This window comes from Rhizobium sp. J15, assembly GCF_002531825.1.
GTDB lineage: Bacteria > Pseudomonadota > Alphaproteobacteria > Rhizobiales > Rhizobiaceae > Rhizobium.
The window spans coordinates 24420-43826 of the sequence record NZ_NWSX01000029.1 but is presented as its reverse complement, the minus strand read 5'-3'; the positions used below and the strand labels follow the sequence as shown (position 1 = coordinate 43826).

The 19407-nt window shown below is 61.2% G+C and carries 21 protein-coding genes, 1 tRNA gene and 1 pseudogene; 11 read left to right on the top strand and 12 right to left on the bottom strand.

What is annotated here, in order from left to right:
* Positions 1-29: 29 nt before the first annotated feature.
* Together gatC and CO670_RS22110 are read right to left on the bottom strand one after the other, a co-directional pair.
* Complete coding sequence (gene gatC, locus CO670_RS22115; RefSeq protein ID WP_097592224.1) at positions 30-317, bottom strand: Asp-tRNA(Asn)/Glu-tRNA(Gln) amidotransferase subunit GatC; 288 nt, start codon at positions 315-317, stop codon at positions 30-32.
* 69 nt (positions 318-386) lie between these two features.
* Entirely contained in the window at positions 387-1091 is a 705-nt protein-coding gene (locus tag CO670_RS22110; RefSeq protein WP_097592223.1) for a metal-dependent hydrolase, read from the bottom strand.
* Positions 1092-1204: 113 nt separating this feature from the next.
* Here CO670_RS22110 and ruvX point away from each other — a divergent pair, with 113 nt between their 5' ends.
* The gene (gene ruvX / locus CO670_RS22105) at positions 1205-1699 is read left to right on the top strand and encodes a Holliday junction resolvase RuvX (RefSeq protein ID WP_088675315.1); all 495 of its coding nucleotides are present in this window, start codon (positions 1205-1207) and stop codon (positions 1697-1699) included.
* Here ruvX and CO670_RS22100 read toward each other — a convergent pair.
* The 3 genes from CO670_RS22100 to CO670_RS22095 all read right to left on the bottom strand — a co-directional run bounded on the left by CO670_RS22100 (position 1636) and on the right by CO670_RS22095 (position 2924).
* On the bottom strand, positions 1636-1968 hold the full coding sequence (locus CO670_RS22100; protein ID WP_088687237.1) for a DUF6105 family protein: 333 nt from the start codon (positions 1966-1968) through the stop codon (positions 1636-1638). The two genes, ruvX and CO670_RS22100, sit on opposite strands and share 64 nt — an antisense overlap.
* Entirely contained in the window at positions 1965-2138 is a 174-nt protein-coding gene (locus tag CO670_RS33050) for a hypothetical protein (RefSeq protein WP_176538999.1), read from the bottom strand. The genes CO670_RS22100 and CO670_RS33050 overlap by 4 nt, the downstream gene beginning before the upstream one ends.
* Before the next feature lie 129 nt (positions 2139-2267).
* The gene (locus tag CO670_RS22095) at positions 2268-2924 is read right to left on the bottom strand and encodes a TetR/AcrR family transcriptional regulator (protein ID WP_097592222.1); all 657 of its coding nucleotides are present in this window, start codon (positions 2922-2924) and stop codon (positions 2268-2270) included.
* A 248-nt stretch (positions 2925-3172) separates the two neighbouring features.
* On the opposite strand from CO670_RS22095, the gene map reads away from it, so the two are divergent.
* The 7 genes and pseudogenes from map (at position 3173) to CO670_RS22060 (ending at position 10765) form a co-directional block, all read left to right on the top strand.
* On the top strand, positions 3173-4009 hold the full coding sequence (map, locus tag CO670_RS22090; protein WP_088675312.1) for a type I methionyl aminopeptidase: 837 nt from the start codon (positions 3173-3175) through the stop codon (positions 4007-4009).
* Between the two features lie 4 nt (positions 4010-4013).
* Complete coding sequence (gene radC / locus CO670_RS22085) at positions 4014-4826, top strand: DNA repair protein RadC (protein ID WP_097592251.1); 813 nt, start codon at positions 4014-4016, stop codon at positions 4824-4826.
* 177 nt (positions 4827-5003) lie between these two features.
* Entirely contained in the window at positions 5004-6191 is a 1188-nt protein-coding gene (locus tag CO670_RS22080) for an alpha-hydroxy acid oxidase (RefSeq protein WP_097592221.1), read from the top strand.
* Positions 6181-6324 (top strand): annotated as a pseudogene (locus CO670_RS22075) (JAB domain-containing protein); the annotation flags it as partial. The gene CO670_RS22080 and the pseudogene CO670_RS22075, both read left to right, overlap by 11 nt.
* 117 nt (positions 6325-6441) lie before the next feature.
* Entirely contained in the window at positions 6442-7848 is a 1407-nt protein-coding gene (gene sthA, locus CO670_RS22070) for a Si-specific NAD(P)(+) transhydrogenase (protein WP_097592219.1), read from the top strand.
* 179 nt (positions 7849-8027) lie between these two features.
* On the top strand, positions 8028-8831 hold the full coding sequence (locus tag CO670_RS22065; protein WP_097592218.1) for an endonuclease/exonuclease/phosphatase family protein: 804 nt from the start codon (positions 8028-8030) through the stop codon (positions 8829-8831).
* A gap of 158 nt (positions 8832-8989) precedes the next feature.
* Positions 8990-10765 carry a radical SAM protein gene (locus tag CO670_RS22060; RefSeq protein ID WP_097592217.1) on the top strand — a complete coding sequence of 592 codons (1776 nt, stop codon included), beginning with the start codon at positions 8990-8992 and terminating at the stop codon, positions 10763-10765.
* Positions 10766-10860: 95 nt separating this feature from the next.
* On the opposite strand, the gene CO670_RS22055 is transcribed toward CO670_RS22060, so the two are convergent.
* From CO670_RS22055 to CO670_RS22035, 5 genes are all read right to left on the bottom strand, one after another.
* Positions 10861-11283, bottom strand: a complete 423-nt coding sequence (locus tag CO670_RS22055; RefSeq protein ID WP_097592216.1) for a nuclear transport factor 2 family protein — start codon at positions 11281-11283, stop codon at positions 10861-10863.
* A gap of 164 nt (positions 11284-11447) precedes the next feature.
* Entirely contained in the window at positions 11448-12935 is a 1488-nt protein-coding gene (gene tig / locus CO670_RS22050; RefSeq protein WP_097592215.1) for a trigger factor, read from the bottom strand.
* A gap of 180 nt (positions 12936-13115) precedes the next feature.
* Positions 13116-13200 (bottom strand) — tRNA-Leu (locus CO670_RS22045).
* A 129-nt stretch (positions 13201-13329) separates the two neighbouring features.
* Positions 13330-13920, bottom strand: coding sequence for a GDYXXLXY domain-containing protein (locus CO670_RS22040; protein WP_097592214.1), 591 nt, complete (start codon positions 13918-13920; stop codon positions 13330-13332).
* Positions 13917-15020, bottom strand: coding sequence for a DUF2157 domain-containing protein (locus tag CO670_RS22035; RefSeq protein WP_097592213.1), 1104 nt, complete (start codon positions 15018-15020; stop codon positions 13917-13919). Before CO670_RS22035 ends, CO670_RS22040 begins: the two co-directional genes overlap by 4 nt.
* 853 nt (positions 15021-15873) lie before the next feature.
* Here CO670_RS22035 and CO670_RS22030 point away from each other — a divergent pair.
* From CO670_RS22030 to trmFO, 3 genes are all read left to right on the top strand, one after another.
* Positions 15874-16020 carry a DUF1127 domain-containing protein gene (locus tag CO670_RS22030; RefSeq protein WP_004678838.1) on the top strand — a complete coding sequence of 49 codons (147 nt, stop codon included), beginning with the start codon at positions 15874-15876 and terminating at the stop codon, positions 16018-16020.
* A 299-nt stretch (positions 16021-16319) separates the two neighbouring features.
* The gene (locus tag CO670_RS22025; protein ID WP_004678841.1) at positions 16320-16463 is read left to right on the top strand and encodes a DUF1127 domain-containing protein; all 144 of its coding nucleotides are present in this window, start codon (positions 16320-16322) and stop codon (positions 16461-16463) included.
* A gap of 102 nt (positions 16464-16565) precedes the next feature.
* Positions 16566-17999, top strand: coding sequence for a methylenetetrahydrofolate--tRNA-(uracil(54)-C(5))-methyltransferase (FADH(2)-oxidizing) TrmFO (gene trmFO, locus CO670_RS22020; protein WP_097592212.1), 1434 nt, complete (start codon positions 16566-16568; stop codon positions 17997-17999).
* Positions 18000-18008: 9 nt separating this feature from the next.
* Here trmFO and CO670_RS22015 read toward each other — a convergent pair whose 3' ends face one another.
* Together CO670_RS22015 and CO670_RS22010 are read right to left on the bottom strand one after the other, a co-directional pair.
* On the bottom strand, positions 18009-18476 hold the full coding sequence (locus tag CO670_RS22015) for a hypothetical protein (RefSeq protein WP_097592211.1): 468 nt from the start codon (positions 18474-18476) through the stop codon (positions 18009-18011).
* Positions 18477-18547: 71 nt separating this feature from the next.
* Positions 18548-19405, bottom strand: coding sequence for a phytoene/squalene synthase family protein (locus CO670_RS22010; protein ID WP_097592210.1), 858 nt, complete (start codon positions 19403-19405; stop codon positions 18548-18550).
* Between the last annotated feature and the right edge of the window lie 2 nt (positions 19406-19407).

Below are 19407 nucleotides of genomic sequence, written 5' to 3'. Positions count from 1 at the left end.
AACGGGGTCGGAAAGAGGCGTTCGAAGCCTTATTCGACGACTTTCGGCACCAGGAAGAAATTATGGTCGGTAACGGGCGCATTGGCGACGACGTCAGCCGGCTTGTTGCCGTCGGTCACCTCGTCGCCCCGCTTCTTCATCGCCATCGGCGTCACCGAGGTCATCGCCTCGACGCCATCGACGTTGACTTCGGAGAGCTGCTCGACGAAGCCGAGGATACCGTTCAATTCGCCGACCATGCGGTTTGCCTCATCCTCGGAGACGGCAATACGGGCAAGGCGAGCGACGCGCTTGACGGTGGCGAGATCGACGGACATGGCATTCTCCGGATGGGATTTTTCCTACCCGCTATAAAGGCCATGTTAGCGCTGTGCAACGGGGTTTCGTCAGATCGACAGGCTCTCGGCAGGCTTCATCGCCTTCGCTTCGGTCTTCGCTCCCTCCATGCCGGCAACGAATTTATCGGCCGTCTGGTCGATGATCGGGAAGGTGCCGTAATGGCAGGGGATCGCCATCTTGAAGCTGAAATAGCGCTGGCAGGCGAGTGCGGCCACCGCGCCGCCCATGGTGAAGCGGTCGCCGATCGGCACGAAGCCAATATCGGGCTGATGCAATTCGTTGATCAGCGCCATGTCGGAAAAGATGTCGGTGTCGCCCATGGCGAAGATCGATGCCTCGTCGTCGAAATGCAGCATCAGGCCGTTGGCGTTGCCGAGCGCATGCGAGACGCCGTCCTCGGTGATCTGGGCGGAGGAATGCAGCGCATTGGTGAAGGTTGCGGAGAAACCGCCGAGCGTGATCGTGCCGCCGGTATTGCCCATCTCGATCCTGTCGACGCCCTTGGACCCCAGCCATGCGGCAAGATCGGCATTGGCGAGCACGACGGCGCCGGTTTCTCGGGCGAGCGCCACGGTATCGCCGACATGGTCGCCATGGCCATGCGTCAGCAGGATGTGAGTGACGCCTGAGGAAACATCCTTGATATCCTGGCCGGAAAAGGAAGCGTTGTGGGTGAGGAACGGATCGAGCAGGATCTTCGCCTTGCCGGTCTCGATACGGAAGGCGGAATGGCCGAGCCAGGTGATCTTCATGAAATCTCTCCTAACGTGATGCAAAATCTGATTTCGATGGTAAGGACATATCTCATGCGCCTGCAAAGGAAAGCGGCGGCGGCTTCAATTTCTTTTGACGGGACGAGACTGCGATGACGGTGCTGACGATCGAGGAAATGGCCGAGGCGCTTTCCCCTGGACAGGCGATCGCGGGCCTCGATCTCGGCACCAAGACGATCGGGCTTTCGATGTCCGATCTAGGGCGGCGTTTCGCCACGCCGCGCCCGGTGATCCGCCGCGTCAAGTTCACCATCGATGCTGAGGCGCTGCTGGACTTTGCCGCAGCCGAAAAGATCGCTGGCTTCGTCATCGGCCTGCCGATGAACATGGACGGCTCGGCGGGCCCGCGTGTGCAGGCAACGCGCGCCTTCGTGCGCAATATGGAGCAAAAGACGGCGCTGCCCTTCGTCTACTGGGACGAGCGGCTTTCGACGGTTGCGGCGGAACGGGCGCTGCTCGAAATGGACGTCTCGCGCGCCAAGCGGGCCGAACGGATCGATTCGGCCGCGGCAAGCTTCATCCTTCAGGGCGCCCTAGACAGGCTTTCCTTGCTGGCAAGGTCTGCTGGGGACGAATTCAGCGCCTGACGCGCTCTCCACCAGGCGATGATCGACTTGCGCTTTCTGAAGGCGAGAATGGCGAAGACGACGAGGCTGTCGACGGCGATCGCGCGGGCAACGAGCGGCGGAATGGTCTCGGGCGGAACACCCAGCGCCTCGCCATAGAGCTGGAAGGTCAGGTCATGGACCTGCCGCGTCAGCATGAAGATGCCGAAGTTCATGTCGTAATAGGAAAGCCAGTACCATCCGCCCAGGAAGACGATGGGGCCGGCCCAGAAGATCAGAAACCACTTCATGCGGCCTCTCCTCCATGCTTGCGCGTGACGGGCAGATCGAGAGAGACCAGCCAGATCGACAATGCCATGGTGCACAGCACCAGCGCGGGAATCGCGATATCCAGCGCCAGGACTGCGAAGAACATCACCGCGGTCACAAGCAACGAGGCTTTAGCGATTTTGGCTCCCATGGACGTCAACTCGACACTCTACTCGTATCATCTCTGCTGACCGCCACACTGTCGGGTTAACCACCCCCACGCAACGTAAACCATTCATTAAGGTTAACGCGGCAGGCCGCCCCTGTGGATGAAGAGCTGTCAGCCGTAGACGCCGCGCACGATGCGCTTCAGCGCCGTCGCCGCCTTCTCCCAGTCCTTGGGCGTCTTCAGCGCCAGACCTGCACACTGCCCGCCTGCAGCACCGGCAAGCACCAGATGCTGGATCGCGGCAATGATGACGGCGTTGAGGGTGGCTGTGTCCACGCCCTTCGGCGGCGCCAGCGATCCGCGCATCCGCTCCAGCCAGAGAGCAAGCGCCTTCGAGCGGGCTTCGGAAAGCCGCCTCACCTGCTCCGTGTTTTCCGATATTTCCCAGGCGAGGATGCGGCGCATCAGCGGATCGCTCCGCAAAGCGTCGAGCAGCAGAAGCGACAGCCGCTCCATCAGGTCGCCATAGGTGAGCAGGAACATGCCGCCGGTATCTTCCGGGATGCGATCCCTCACCCAGTTGCCGAGATCGGCGCCGATCGCTTCGACCAGCCCGTCGAGGCCGCCATAATAGCGATAGATCAGCTGCTTGTCGCAGCCGGCGCGGCGGGCAACGGCATTGATGCCGAAATTCTGGAAGCCTTCCTCGGCCAGCAGGCTCTTGGCCGCGGCAAGGATGGCGCGCTCGGTGGCGCCGCGGTCGCGCACGCGCCGTTCCGGCTCTACCGTTTGAGGCAAAGTTTCAATTTCTACGGCTTCATTCAGCATGACCGACCCTTCCCCGCTGTCACCAATCGGTGAGTAGCTGGGGGATTTCATCCGATCAATCCTATCTCCTTGGGAAGATTGTGGATATTCCGGCCGGACCGGCGATTTGATCTCGAAGGGATGCGGAAAGCCGCGCGCTCGGCGGATCGGATCGGTTCAGAATTATCGTCCGCGCGGTTGATCGCGATGGACGAACCCGGCATAGCTGCATTATGAACAAATCTAATATTCTTTGCTAAGGCCCTGCAATGGTGAACTATATCGAAGCCTCTTCCGCGCCCCCGAAGAATACGGGCGCCATCCGGCTTTACGACTCGGAAGCATTCGAAGGCATGCGCAGGGCGTGCCAACTGACCGCGCGCTGCCTCGACGCGCTCGCCGATATCGTCAAGCCGGGACTGGTGACCGATGACATCGACCGATTCGTCTTCGATTTCGGCATGGATCACGGTGCCTATCCGGCGACGCTGAACTATCGCGGCTACACCAAATCGACCTGTACCTCGATCAACCACGTCGTCTGCCATGGCATTCCGAACGACAAGCCACTCCGTGAAGGCGATATCGTCAATATCGACGTCACCTTCGTGCTCGACGGCTGGCACGGCGATTCCAGCCGGATGTATCCCGTCGGCACGATCAAGCGCGCGGCCGAACGGCTGCTCGAAGTCACCTATGAATCGCTGATGCGCGGCATTGCCGCGGTCAGGCCGGGCGCCCGCACCGGCGCGATCGGCGAGGCGATTCAGGCCTATGCAGAGGCCGAGCGCTGCTCGGTGGTGCGTGATTTCTGCGGCCACGGTGTCGGCCGGCTGTTCCACGATTCGCCGAATATCCTGCATTACGGCCGCGCCAACGAAGGGCCGGAACTGCGCGAAGGCATGATCTTCACCATCGAGCCGATGATCAATCTCGGCAGGCCGCATGTGAAGGTGCTTGCCGACGGCTGGACGGCAGTGACCCGCGACCGCTCGCTTTCGGCGCAGTACGAACATACCGTCGGCGTCACCGCCAACGGCTGCGAGATCTTCACGCTGTCGCCCAATGGCCTCGACCGCCCCGGCCTGCCGTCGCTCAGCGGGTGACCTGATGGCGAAAGGGCCTGTTCCCTCTTCCGACGAACTGCCTTTCGAGGAACCCGTTGCCGCCGATGAACGCTCGTTCTTCGGGCGGCAGGGAAAACCACCTGCCGGGAATGCGAAGGCCGCCCTGCCCGCTTCGCTTGCGGTCCAGGAGCATTATCACGGCCATCGCGAGCGGTTGCGCGACCGCTTCCGCGAACAAGGCGAGACCGCGCTCGCCGACTACGAAATCCTCGAGCTCCTGCTCTTTCGCCTCATCCCGCGGCGCGACACCAAACCGATCGCCAAGGCGCTGATCGAACGCTTCGGCTCGCTCGCCGGCGTCTTCGGCGCGCCGGCGTCGCTGCTGACGGAGGTCAAGGGTGTCGGCGAAGCCGTGGCGCTCGACCTGAAGCTGATCTCCACCGTCGCCCAGCGAACCCTGAAGAGCGAACTCAGGAACAAGCAGATCCTGTCTTCCTGGTCCTCGGTCATCCAATATTGCCATGCCGCCATGGCGCACGAGACGCGCGAACAGTTCCGCATCCTCTTCCTCGACAAGCGCAACGTGCTGATCGCCGACGAGGTGCAGGGCCGCGGCACGGTCGACCATACGCCGGTCTATCCGCGCGAGGTGGTCAAACGCGCGCTCGAGCTTTCGGCAACGGCGATGATCCTCGTGCACAACCACCCGTCCGGCGATCCGACGCCATCACGCGCCGATATCGACATGACCAAGGTGATCATCGAAGCCGCCAAGGCGCTCGACATTACCGTCCACGACCACGTCATCATCGGCAAGGACGGCCATGTCAGCCTGAAGGGGCTGAAGCTGATCTGAAAAGCCCTCGGAGCTAGTCGCCGACATGCTACGGTCCAGCCGCGATAAGGTTTGCACTCGAGGCGAGCGAAGATTGAGCAAGGCTGGAGTTGACAGCAGTCGGCGGCGCGCGATTGTATGCAATCTGCGCCCATTCGCTGCACAATGCCCGCCGGAAATACCGAGAAGATAAAGCACATGACGATCTCCAGCGGTAACACTGATCGATCGACCCGGCTCTGCCGCGACGTGCTCTGCCTCGACGACTTTGAAATGAAGGCGCGGCGGCATCTGCCCAAGCCTCTGTTCGGTTATATCGCCGGCGCGACCGAAACCAACGCGTCGCTGCGGCACAACGCAGCGGCTTTCCAGGCCTATGCCTTCCGGCCTCGCGTCCTTCGGGACGTCTCGACGCGCAGCACCGAGACGAGCCTCTTCGGCAAAACTTATGCCGCACCGTTCGGCATCGCGCCGATGGGGATCAGTGCTCTGATGGCCTACCGAGGTGACATCGTGCTCGCGCAAGGAGCGGACCGATCGGGAATCCCGATGATCATAAGCGGTTCGTCACTCATCCCTCTGGAAGAGATCGCTGCGGCTTCGCCCGAAGCATGGTTTCAGGCCTATCTCCCCGGCGAACCCAACCGTATCGATGCTCTGATCGATCGCGTTGCCGCGGCCGGCATCCGCACGCTCCTGCTGACCGTGGACGTGGCCACCCTGCCAAATCGCGAAAACAATGTAAGGGCCGGGTTTTCGACGCCTTTGCGTCCCGGTCTGCGCCTGGCATGGCAGGGCATCTCGCACCCCCGCTGGACCGCCGGCACCTTCCTGCGCACGATCGCCCGACACGGCATTCCGCATTTTGAAAATTCCTATGCCACAAGGGGCGCGCCGATCATCTCCCAGAGCGTGACGCGGGATTTCGGCAAGCGTGATCATCTCAACTGGGATCATTTGGAGCGGATCCGCAAAAGGTGGTCCGGCAAGCTCGTGGTCAAGGGGATCATGCATCCTGAAGATGCGGCGCGGGCGGCCGATACCGGGGCGAATGGAGTGATCGTCTCCAATCATGGCGGCCGCCAGCTCGACGGCACCGCATCTCCCCTTCAGGTCCTTCCGGAGATTGCGGAGCGTGTCGGAGACAGCATTGCCGTCATGGTCGATGGCGGCATCAGGCGTGGAACGGATATCATGAAGGCGCTGGCGCTAGGGGCCTGCTTCGTGTTCGTGGGCAGGCCGTTTCTTTATGCTGCAGCCGTCGCGGGGCTACCAGGCGTGCTCAAAGCGTCAGACATCCTGAAGACGGAACTGCATAGCAATATGGCGCTGCTCGGCGTTACCAGGGTGGGCGATATTTCCGCGGACTACATCACCCGCGCATGAACAGCCGTCGCGCACGGACATCGATATGACGAAGGTGATCATCGACGCGGCGAAGGCACTTGATATCATCGTCCGCGACCACATCATCATCGGCAAGGACGGCCATGTCAGCCAAAGGCTTAAGCTGATCTAAAAAGCACAGTCCGGCTGAATCGGCAGCTGTAAAACAATCTGTAACATTGACCGGCTACCGATAGAGGAGCGACATTTTTGTCGCAAAATGATTCCATTTCCAATCCGGGGCTAGAGAATGTTTCAGTACGATCTCGTTGTGGTGGGTAGCGGTCCCGCGGGGCGCCGCGGCGCGATCCAGGCTGCGAAACTCGGCAAGAAGGTGCTCGTCATCGAGCAGGGCAAACGCGTCGGCGGCGTGTCCGTCCATACCGGCACGATCCCCTCGAAGACGCTGCGCGAGACGGCGCTCAACCTTTCCGGCTGGCGCGAGCGCGGCTTCTATGGCCGATCCTATCGCGTCAAGCAGGAGATCAGCGCCGAAGATCTACGCCGCCGTCTGCTGATTACGCTCAACCATGAAGTGGAAGTGCTCGAGCATCAGTTCGCCCGCAATCGTGTGCACCACATGCGCGGCAGGGCGAGCTTCGTCGATGCGTCGACGCTCCAGGTCGTCAAGGATGACGGCGAAATTACCCAGGTCAGCGGCGCCAGCATTCTGCTCGCGGTCGGCACCAAGCCTTTCCGTCCCGATTACATGCCCTTCGACGGCAAGACCGTTCTCGACAGCGACGAGCTGCTCGATATCGAAGAACTGCCGCGCACGATGATTGTCATCGGCGCCGGCGTTATCGGCATCGAATATGCAACGATCTTTTCGGCGCTGGATACTGCGGTGACCGTCATCGATCCGAAGTCGACCATGCTCGACTTCATCGACAAGGAAATCATCGAGGATTTCACCTATCAGCTGCGCGACCGCAACATGAAGCTGCTGCTCGGCACGAAGGCCGATAAGGTCGAGCGGCTGGACACCGGCAAGGTCCAGCTGACGCTCGACAACGGCCGCCACCTCGTGACCGACATGGTGCTTTTTGCCGCTGGACGCATGGGCGCGACCGATACGCTCAACCTTGAGGCCATTGGCCTCGATGCAGACAGCCGCGGCCGCCTGAAGGTCAATCCGGAGACGTTCCAGACCTCGGTGCCGAATGTCTACGCCGCCGGCGATGTCGTCGGCTTTCCGAGCCTCGCCTCGACCTCGATGGAACAGGGCCGCATCGCCGCCCGCGTCGCGATCGGCGCGGTCGCCAAGGAGCCGCAGAAATATTTCCCTTACGGCATCTATGCCGTGCCGGAGATTTCGACATGCGGCCTGACCGAAGAGGAGATGAAGGAGCGCGGCATTCCCTATGAATGCGGCATCGCCCGCTTCCGCGAAACCTCGCGCGGCCACATCATGGGCCTCGATACCGGGCTTCTGAAGCTGATCTTCTCGCTGAAGACGCGCCGCCTGCTCGGCGTGCATATCGTCGGCGAAGGCGCCACCGAACTGGTGCATATCGGCCAGGCAGTGCTCAATCTCAAAGGCACGGTCGAATATTTCGTCGAGAACACCTTCAACTATCCGACGCTGGCCGAAGCCTACAAGATCGCCGGCCTCGATGCCTGGAACCGGATGGGCGACATCAAGTCGGAACTCTGAAGTATGTCGCGCAAAAGTCTGCAGCGGTTTTCCCGGCAAAGCGAAGCGCTTTTGCGGCAAAGACATGCGAGAAAGCAAACCTAAAGCGCAAGGAGCGAATCTGAAAGATCGCGACGCGCTTTAGGGCCTGCAGCAGTGCCGGCGTTTAAATCCGGCCGCAAAAACGGAGCCGAAGGACAGTGCGGATCATTTCGCTGAACGCATGGGGCGGCAGGCTGCACGAGGCCCTGATCGCCTATGTCAGGCAGGCCGATCCCGACGTGCTGTGCCTGCAGGAAGTGCTGCGGGCGCCCTGTGCGGCCCCGGGATGGTCGATCTATCGTGATGCGGGGATGGAACTGCCGCAGCGCGCCAACCTTTTCGAAGAAATCAGCGCCGCCCTGCCCGGCCATGACGGTTTCTTCTGCCCGACATCGAGAGGCGAACTCTTCGACGGCGACACAACAATCGCTGCCGAATTCGGATTGGCGACCTTCGTGCGCAAATCATATTCCGTCATCGCCCAGGGTCTGGATTTCGTGCATGGCCAACATGCCTGCGATGGCTGGGGGCAACACCCGCGGCCGCGGAATGCCCATTGCATCCGCCTCTTCAGCCACCGGCATGCTTCGACCGTGACGATCGCCCATATGCATGGCCTGCGGGACCCCGCAGGCAAGGGCGATACGCCGGCGCGCGAAGAGCAGGCTTCGGCGCTGGTCGGCCTCGTCGAACGGGTCTGGCCCCGCGACGAAGGGCTGGTGGTCTGCGGCGATTTCAACGTGCTGCCCGACAGCGCGACCTTTGAGATCCTCGCCCGATTAGGCCTTTCCGATCTCGTCACCGCAAACGGCCTTGTCGACACGCGAACCTCCTACTATCTAAAGGAGGGCCGCTTTGCCGACTACATGCTGGTCACGCCGGAGGTGAAGGTTGCCAGGTTCGAAGTGGTCGAAGCGCCCGAGGTCTCCGACCACCGCGCATTGCTGCTCGATATCATGTAGTATATTAAGGATTGTGCGTCGCACGAAACTGGTTGCATGCAGCGACGCTTATGCCTTCGCCTTTATATCTCCAAACGACATTGATACGCCGTGCCTGAATTTCGCCTTCAGATCCGCTTTGCCTCCGGGCAGCGGTTTTTAGAGAAAGATAGATACTCTTGTCCCATGTCTTGGAGCCAGCGCACAGGCGTTTTCAGCTCATCCTGATCAAGCCGTCGCATTACGACGACGACGGTTACGTCATCCGCTGGTGGCGGGCGATGATCCCCTCCAATTCGCTTGCGGCCCTCTATGGCATCGCCGCCGAATGCGCCGAGCGAAAGGTGCTCGGTCCCGATGCCGACATCGACATCACCGTGATCGACGAGACCAATACGCGGATCGATTTCGCCCGGTTGCTCGCCCAGTTCAAGCGTCACGGCAATTTCGGCATGGTAGCGCTGGTCGGCGTCCAGTCAAACCAGTATCCGCGCGCGCTCGATATCGCCCGGCCCTTCCGCAATGCCGGCCTGCCGGTCTCGATGGGGGGGTTCCATGTTTCCGGCTGCCTGTCGATGCTCGACGGGCAAGCCGTCGGGCTCGACGCCTGCCGCGAGATGGGCATCTCGATGTTTGCCGGCGAGGCCGAAGGGCGGCTGGACATGGTGCTGCGCGACGCTGCCGGGGGCGAGCTGAAGCCGCTGTATAATTTCATGAACGACCTTCCCGGCATCGGCGGCACGCCGGTTCCCTTCCTGCCGAAGGACAATATCCAGCGCACGCTTGGCCTCAGCACCAGCTTCGATGCCGGGCGCGGCTGTCCCTATCAATGTTCGTTCTGCACCATCATCAACGTGCAGGGGCGCAAGTCGCGCTTCCGCTCGGCCGACGACGTCGAAAAGCTGGTGCGGATGAACTGGGCGCAGGGCATCCACAAATTCTTCATCACCGACGACAATTTCGCCCGCAACAAGGATTGGGAAGCGATCTTCGACCGGCTGATCGAGCTCAAGGAACGCGACGGCATTCCGCTCGGCCTGATGATCCAGGTCGATACGCTCTGCCACAAAATCCCCAACTTCATCGAGAAATCCAAGCGGGCCGGCGTCACCCGCGTCTTCATCGGCCTCGAAAACGTCAATCCCGACAATCTGACGGCGGCCAAGAAGAACCAGAACAAGATCACCGAATACCGCAAGATGCTGCTCGCCTGGAAGGCGCAGGGCATCATGACGCTCGCCGGCTATATACTGGGCTTTCCGGCCGATACGCCGGAATCGATCCGCCGCGACATCGCGATCATTCAGGAAGAGCTGCCGCTCGACGTCATCGAATTCTTCATCCTGACGCCGCTGCCCGGCTCCGAGGACCATCAGGTTCTATGGAAGAAGGGTGTCGAGATGAACGGCGATCTCAACATCTACGATGTCGAGCATGTCTGCACTGCGCATCCAAAGATGGGCAAGCAGGAGTGGGAAGACATCTACCATGAGGCCTGGTCGCTCTATTATTCGCCTGCTCACATGAAGACGCTGCTGCGCCGCGCCGTAGCGACCGGGGTCCCGCTGGCAAGGCTGGTCAAGGTTCTGGTCTCCTTCGCAACCACCGTGCCGCTGGAGAACGTGCATCCGCTGCAGAGCGGCCTCCTGCGCCTGAAGACGCCATCGGAGCGGCGTCCGGAACTGCCGCGCGAACATCCGCTGGTCTTCTGGCCGCGCTTTGCCTGGGAAACCTTCACCAAGCACGTCTCGCTCGCCCGCACGATCATCGGCCTGACAGTCTCGGCGTTCCTGATCTCACGGGATGCGAAGTCGAAGACCTATATGGACAAGGCGCTGACGCCGGTCGCCGATGACGAGGAGGAGACGCTCAGCCTCTTCACCAAAACATCGGGCGGCACCGCAGCCGTCAGCCATGTCAGGAAAGTCGCACAACTGACACGCGGCGCGAATTGAGCTGCAATTCGCGCAAAGACGGCTGAGGCGTTGTCGCACAGAAATCATGGTCGGCATCATAGTCGAAGCCTGAAGGCTCCGACTATGATGAGCGTTTAAGCGAGCTGGATGATCTGGGTCGTCTCGGCCACCTGCAGCGTGTCGACAAATTCGACGATCTTGACCGGTTTCCCACCGCTGAAATGAATCTGGTCGACGAACTCCGTATGGAAGCTCGCGCCCGACGGGATATGCCTGACCTCACCTTCGCGATGGGCGAAGACCACATGCTCGTCCTCGTCCACATAGATGCCGGCTGTCTTGATTTTGGATAGGTCCCACACAGTGATGAGCTGTGTTATCACCTCACGAAAGGCCTCCCCGCCTAACTCGGTCGAAAACGGCGCCAACCGTGTACTGCCGGCCATCCGAAAGGTGCAATCATCGCCGATCAGCGCCAGCGTGCCCTCGACATCGCCCCGATCACGCACAGCATAGATTTCCTCCACCAGCTTCTTCATGTCGTGCTTTGCAGTCATTTTCTGGTCCCTCCTACCACCAGCAAAATCTGCATCGAATGATGGCTCATTGCAACTATTTGTTGCCGCGGATGAAGACAACACCATGAACCGCCCGGGTGGCCCGAAAAGCAAAAGGCCCCGCGCAATGGCGGGGCCTTTCAAACTTCAGAACCGGAAAGCGATTATTCGGCGCTTTCGTCGGCTGCCTTCTTCTTCGGAGCGGCCTTCTTCTTCGGGGCGGCGGCTTCCTCGCCTTCGCCGGCGTCGGCAGCTTCGGTCTTGGCGGCAGCCTTCTTCTTCGGAGCGGCCTTCTTGGTCTCAGCCTTGGCTTCGCCTTCTTCCTCGGCGAGCAGCTCTTCCTTGGTCACCTTCTTGTCGGTGACGTCGATTTCGGTCAGCAGATGGTCGATGACCTTCTCTTCGAAGATCGGCGCGCGGATCGAAGCGGCGGCGCCCGGCTGGCTGCGGAAGAATTCGAGGATCTGCTTTTCCTGGCCCGGATACTGGCGCAGCTGATCGTAGATAGCGCGCTGCATCTCGTCTTCGGTCACTTCGACGCCGGCCTTTTCGCCGATTTCGGAGAGAACGAGGCCGAGGCGAACGCGACGCTCGGCGAGCGTCTTGTATTCCTCACGCGCCTTCTCTTCGGTCGTGTCTTCGTCTTCGAAGGTCTTGCCGGACTGAGCGAGGTCGTTGTTCACCTGGCTCCAGATGCCGTTGTACTCGGCATCGACGAGCGAAGCCGGGGTCTCGAACTTGTACATCTCGTCGAGCTGGTCGAGGATCTGGCGCTTCAGCTTCTGGCGGGTCAGCGAGCCGTACTGCGATTCGATCTGGCCACGGACGATTTCCTTCAGGCGATCGGCGGATTCGACGCCGAGCTTGGAAGCGAGTTCGTCGTTGATCTCAACCTTGCCAGGCGCTGCAACGTCCTTGACCGTGATGTCGAAGGTCGCTTCCTTGCCGGCGAGGTTCTTGGCCGGATAATCGGCCGGGAAGGTTACGGTGATGGTCTTTTCCTCGCCGGCCTTGACGCCGACGAGCTGGTCTTCGAAGCCCGGGATGAAGCGGCCGGAACCGATCACCAGCTCGGCGCCCTGATCGGTGCCGCCTTCGAAGGCTTCGCCGTCGACCTTGCCGACGTAATCCATGGTGATGCGGTCGCCATTGGCAGCCTTGCCGGTCTTGCTTTCGTAAGAGCGGGCGCTTTCGGCGACCTTGAGGACCTGCTCGTTGACTTCGTCATCCGAGATGTCGATGACTTCGCGCGTGACCTTGACGCCCTTGACGGACTTCAGTTCGATCGGCGGCAGCACTTCGTAGGAGAGCGTGAATTCGAAATCCTGCTCGGCGGCGAGGATCTTGTCGGCTTCGTCCTTGTCCTCGGTCATGGCGATTTCCGGCTGGGTGGCCGACTTCTCGCCGCGGCTGGACAGGATGGCGGCCGGCTGTTCGCGGACGATCTCGTTGACGAGCTCGGCCATGATCGACTTGCCATAGACCTTCTTCAGGTGAGCAGCGGGGACCTTGCCCGGACGGAAGCCGTTGATGCGGATCTTGTCCTTCACATCGGCAAGACGCTCATTCATCTTGTCTTCCATGTCCTTGGCCGGGATAACGACCTTGATTTCGCGCTTCAGCCCTTGAGCGAGCGTTTCGATAACCTGCATGTCTTCCTACCTTCATGTCGTGGCGGCCGTGCCCAGACGCCGTTCGTTTCTATGAGCACGACGCCGGCAGCGTGCCGCGCGTGGCTTTTCCCAATTCCTGCATCATTCCACCCAAGGGGGAACGGCACTCGCTTCCGGGTATCAGGGAACTAAATTCTTAGTCTCCCCCTGCATACAGCCTGGTGCGGGTAGAGAGACTTGAACTCCCACGCCTTGCGGCACCAGAACCTAAATCTGGCGTGTCTACCAATTTCACCATACCCGCGTTCACAGAACCGCATGCCTATGCCTGCGCATGAGGCCTTCCGGAGCGCGGCGTCTCTATATCACCCGATTTGGTCGAGGCAAAGAAAAAATGAACGGCAAATGACAGGGGATCTGCAGCCTTCCGGGATCAGTAAAGCGGCTCTTCGTAAACCGGCTTGCCATCGACGAGCAGGCTGCGGATCTGCGCGCTTCCCGACGGCGAGACACGCACCGATATGGCGACATTGCCGTCATTGCGCGCCTCTTCGATAGGCTTGCCCTCGCCTTCGGGAACGTAGTAGCGCTCGATGCCGTATTCGACGCGGATGTTTTCAACGGCGCTCGGTCCGCTGCTATAGAAAGGCTGGCTGCGCAGGATCACGGTCTCCGGCTGCGGCGGCAGCGCCTGGAAGGACGATTCGACGATTGTCCAGAAGCCGTCCTGCTGCTTCTTCAGCCGCACCCACAAGGTGCGCTCCCCGGGCTCTGCAGGAATGCCGCCGGCAATGGTCTGCACCGGCACGGAGGAAATGTCGTAGTTCAAGACGACATAATCGCCGCGCAGGAAATCGCGCGGATCGACGGGAGCCGTCTTCAAGAGCACCTCGGCACCGTCGCGGAGGATCGAAGCCCGGCTCTGAATGATCGTGCCGAGGATCAGCGTCTGCAGACCGGCGATCACGATTGCCGAAATCAGATAGCCCCTGCCCGACTGCAGCCTTGCCATGAACGCGTTCATGCGTGCTCCTCCCGTGCATGAGCGGAAAAGCGCCGTTCGAGACGGATGACGATCCAGGCCACCAGAGCCACCACGAGGCCGGAGAAGAGGAAGAGGCTCGACGTGCCGAGAATCGAGCCGATGGTGACGGAGGCGAGATAGAGCATCTCGGCTGCAAAGGTCACATAGGCGAGATAGCGGACGGCGCCGTTGTCTCTGCCATGCAGAACGATCGCCAGGATGGAAGCGGCGAGAGTCACCACACCGAGCACCGCCAGACGCCAGCCGCTCTCGATTTCGATATGCAGCAACAGAAAGCCGATCGCGGAGACGAGGAAGCTGTAGAAGGCCGGAGCCGCCCCGGCGCTCCTGACGAGATAGGCGATCTGGGTCATCGGCGCCGCCGTCAGAACGACGCCCACCATGCCGCCGATCGCGAAGGCGAGCGCCACGGTGATTTCCTCATGAAGAGTATAGAGCCAGGCGAGCCAGCCGATCAGCAGCAGATAGGCCAGATGGCGTGCACGCTCGGCGCCGGTGTAACGCACCAGCCCGATGACGATCGCCCCCATGACCGGCGCCATCCAGGGATCGAGCCCGATCCAATGATTGTCGTTGCCCTGGAGATAAACGGCAAAGGACGCCCAGGAAAGGAAGCCCGCGACGACGACCACCGCGCCCGAACGGAACAGGATCGCCGAGACCGTTGCGATCGCGAACCAGAAATACATCACCGTCTGCTGGTCGCCGGAAAGGTGATACATCTGCCCGACCAGCGAGATTGCCCCGCCGAAGCTCATCGCGCCGATAACCAGCAAGCCGCTCGCCGCTGCCGATGCGCCGCGGGCGAGCATCAAGGCGGCGGCGATGTGCACGGCCCAGATCAAAGCAAGGATGGCGCCGACGCGCACCGGACGCGGGATGGCCTCCCAGTTGGACGCGACGACCAGCAGGACGGCCGCGGCAAGCAGCACGGCCGCCAGCGCCATCAGGACCCGGCCAAGGCTGAAGCTCGCCGGGCGGCTGTCATATTCGGCGAGAAGTGCGGCTGCCGTTTGCTCTCCAAGCAGGCCCTTGCCTACCCAGAGCGAGAGATCACGCTGCAGTCTGCCGCGATACATGTTCCACCCCTCATTTCCGCGACGCTCAACAGGGCGTCGCGGCTTCCATCGTTATAAACGCAGCGTGAGGCTTCGCAAACGTCCTTGCGGCAAATATGCAAATTCCTCATTGGTTTAAATTGGGGCGAATATTAACCGGCCGCTAACGCCAGTATTGCTAATATAGGCGCAGCTTCGGAGAGGCATGCACAGAGCGCATATCCCTCATGAATTTATTGCACTGCAAAAGACTCATTAGTCATACTATTTAAGAGTCATCGAAGCACGGGGATGGCGACCCGGCCCGGTTTTGCCGGAATGCCCGCGGATCACTTGTTCCGTGACGAGATTCGCAGCCGCGCACTCCTCCTCCCAAGCGCGCTGCGATAGACTGGCAACAACTCCTCCTCCCAGTTGCCAGTCACTTTAATGCGCCCGCCGGATCCTCCCCCGGCGGGCGTTTTATTTGGGAAATGCTGAGCCAAAACAGGCGCAAGCCCGAAGGCGCGGTGTCAGGCAGATCGCAGCGTCAGGTTATGGCGCCAGGCGGTTCGGTCGGATGATAAGGTTCGCCGGCGGCCAACTGCCGCCTAAGCGAGGAGGATCGAGCCGGATGGGCCGGCCCTTGCGGCAACGACATCCTTTTCAGCGCACCGAAGCAGGGCTTTCTCGAAAGAGTCATTCTGCCTAATCGTTGACCAGAAATGGGTGAGATCGTGTCAAACACTCGGAAAGCAATGCGTATGCCGCATAGGTGATCTGAAAACTTGGCAGTTTTCCTCTTTCGCGCCGCAACATATATTCCAGCCATCAAATAGAAGTCAGCGCCGATGGGTGGCTGCTGGCAGATGAAACCCTCGGAAAGGGGCCTAACATGAACATCACTCGCTCTTTCAATAACTGGCGCAAGTATCGTCAGACCGTCACGGAACTTGGCCGCATGACCAACCGCGAATTGCACGACCTCGGCATCGACCGGTCGGACATCCATCGCGTCGCCCGCGAAGCTTCTTCGCGTTAATTCAAGGCGATCTGCTTCCTCCCAGGCAGGATCGTTCTCGATCGAAACGCCCGCTGCATCGCAGCGGGCGTTTTCTTTTGTCCTCTAGTCCTTAGCGCTTCGGTTGCGTGATCTTCGGCATTGTTAGCCCGCTCAAAAAATATTCACCGCTTAATTCACGAGCATCATCGTGCACAATTGCATGGCAGACGCCTTTTATTTGCACTGCACAATCGGCCTCAGATCGCCTATATAAACATCAACCGCAGAGAGACAGGCGATCCCGCCGTCAAGCGGACATTTGTTCGAGGAAGATCACAATGAACCCGATCCGCATTGCAAAGAGCTGGCTCAGCTACCGCCGTACACTCAACGAACTCGGCAGCCTCTCGAACCAGACCCTGTCCGACATCGGCGTCAGCCGCTACGACATCCGCAATATCGCATCCCGCTCGTTCCGCTAATCGCGGGATAACAAGCGTGATGCTTCCAAGACGGCGCCATCAGGGCGCCGTTTTTGATTCCGGGGTGTTGGATCGCATCTGCCGACATGATATCAGCCCGGGATGAACACGATCTCTTCCTATTCGCCTATCCATGTCGTCGGCGGCGGGCTTGCCGGTTCGGAAGCCGCCTGGCAGATCGCCAATTCCGGCGTTCCTGTCATCCTGCATGAGATGCGCGGCGTGCGCGGCACGGATGCGCACAAGACCGACGGCCTTGCCGAACTGGTCTGCTCCAATTCCTTCCGCTCAGACGATGCGACCAGCAATGCCGTCGGCGTCATCCATGCCGAGATGCGCATGGCGGGTTCGCTGATCATGGCCGCGGCCGATCGGCATCAGGTGCCGGCCGGCGGCGCGCTCGCCGTCGATCGCGACGGCTTTTCCGACGCCGTGACCAAGGCAATCCACGACCACCCCCTCATCACCGTCGTGCGCGAGGAAATCACCGGCCTGCCGCCGCGCGATTGGGATCTTGCCATCGTCGCCACCGGCCCGCTGACGGCGCCCTCGCTCGCAGCGGCCATCCAGGCGGAAACCGGCGAGGATTCGCTCGCCTTCTTCGATGCCATCGCTCCGATCGTCTACCGCGAGAGCATCGACATGGATATCTGCTGGTATCAGTCGCGCTACGACAAGGTCGGCCCCGGCGGCACGGGCAAGGACTACATCAATTGCCCGATGGACGAGGCGCAGTACAATGCCTTCGTCGACGCGCTGATCGCGGGCGACACGGTCGGCTTCAAGGAATGGGAGGGCACGCCCTATTTCGACGGCTGCCTGCCGATCGAGGTGATGGCCGAACGCGGCCGCGAGACGCTGCGCCACGGCCCGATGAAGCCGATGGGGCTGACCAACGCACATAATCCCACGGTCAAGGCCTATGCCGTCGTGCAGCTGCGCCAGGACAATGCGCTCGGCACGCTCTACAATATGGTCGGCTTCCAGACGAAGCTGAAATACGGCGCGCAGGCGGAAATCTTCCGGCTGATCCCGGGGCTGGAAAATGCGGAGTTTGCCCGCCTCGGCGGTCTGCACCGCAATACCTACATCAACTCGCCCACCCTGCTCGATCCGTCGCTGACGCTGAAATCACGACCGGGCTTGCGTTTCGCCGGCCAGATCACCGGCTGCGAGGGCTATGTCGAAAGCGCCAGCGTCGGCCTGCTGGCCGGCCGTTTTGCCGCCGCCGAACGCAAGGGCGAGGCGATCTCGCTGCCGCCTGTTACAACGGCGCTCGGATCGCTGCTCGGCCACATCACCGGCGGGCACCTCGTTACCGACGAGGAACCGGGCAAACGCTCGTTCCAGCCGATGAACATCAATTTCGGTCTGTTTCCGGAGCTTCAGCCCGGTTCGATCGTCAAGCCCGAGGGCGTCAAACGTTTCCGCGGCAAGGACAAGACGATCATGAAGCGCCAGCTGATCGCGCGCCGCGCTCTTGCCGACTGCGCCGCCTGGCTCGGCCAGACCTCGCCGCTTGCCGAAAGTGCCTGAGCGGCGCCTCTACTGCTTGTTGGCTGCGGAAGTATTGCCGGATGGCAGGTCCTTATCCGGCTCAGCGATGTAGTTGCCAAGCAGCCAGAGCGCAACTTCGGAGGCTTCCTTGGCGGAGGCGAATTCGAAATCGCCGTTGTGGTGGGGCGCATCGAGGAAATCGATCACCAGCCCCCTGCCCGTCGGCGAACTGACGACGCGCACGCGGCCGGGCTCGATCAGATGGCAGGCGAAATGACGCGACATGTTGCGCATGATGCCTGCCTTGTTGTCATGCAGGCGCACGAAGATCGCCTGGCCGTTTTGCGTCGCCTGCAGCTGGCGGATCGCCTCGTTCGGAAAGGCGCGGCCGAATTCTATGATGGCGAGGCCCGTGTCGTGCAGGCCGTCTTCCTTGTTCTGCGCAGCCATGCGCGTTGCCACGAAGGCAAATAGAATGACGATGGCGAAAAGAACGCACCAGACGATAAAGCCCACGCCGAGTCTCCGTTCATAAGGGTAGAGGTTAAGCCTTGTAACGCGCGAGACTTGCGCGAGTTTGACCGCTGTCAGATTTTTCTGCGGGCTGCAGAGAGCGCCATGCGGAGCTGGCGGCGCCATTGCGGCGGCTGCAGCGGCCGATCGAACAGCAAGGCGCCGCGCTTCTGCGCCATGAGGAGCACGGGCTCGGCGAGCGTGGCCGGCAGGAAGGCCGGAAAGACGGCCGGCGCAATCGGACCTGCCTTCCTTGCCTTCTCCAGATGCTCCCTACCGAGGCCGCAAAAGGCTTCGATGGCGGCAGAGATCCGCGGCCTGTCTTCGCCGGCGAGAAAGGCGTCGCGGTCGAGCCCGGTCGCCGAAAGGATCTGCAGCGGAATATAGACCTGGCCGCGGCGGCGATGCAGCGGCATCAGCAGCAGCAGGCCGGCGACCGCCTGGGCGACACCGGCATGGCCGGCGGCGTCGGCCGATCGGGCGGCCGCCTCCGGCGACAACACGAGGCTTGCGAGCTGGATCAGGGCGGACGCGGTCTCGCCGGCATAACCTTCAAGCGAAAGACGCGTTTCCATCGGATCGTCGTAGAGATCGAAAGTGCGCGCCTCGATCATGTCGATCAGCGTCTTGCGCGGCAGCCGATGCGTTTCGATCGCGCTCAGAAGGCCCGCGGCAACGGGATTGGCCGCCGTCGAACCATGCGCGCTGCCTTCCAGCAGGTCGCGCCAATATTGCATACGCACCTCGCCGGGCAGCGGTTCGTGCACGAGATCGCGGACGCGGGCAAGCTCGGCATTGAAGGCGTAAAGGGCTGCAAGCGCGCCGCGCTTTTCCTCCGGCGAGAGAAGACAGGCAAGATAGCGGTCGCGATCATTGTCGCGCAGCATCGCCAGGCAGATGTCCTGGTTCGTCGCCATATTGGTTTCCGTCATCG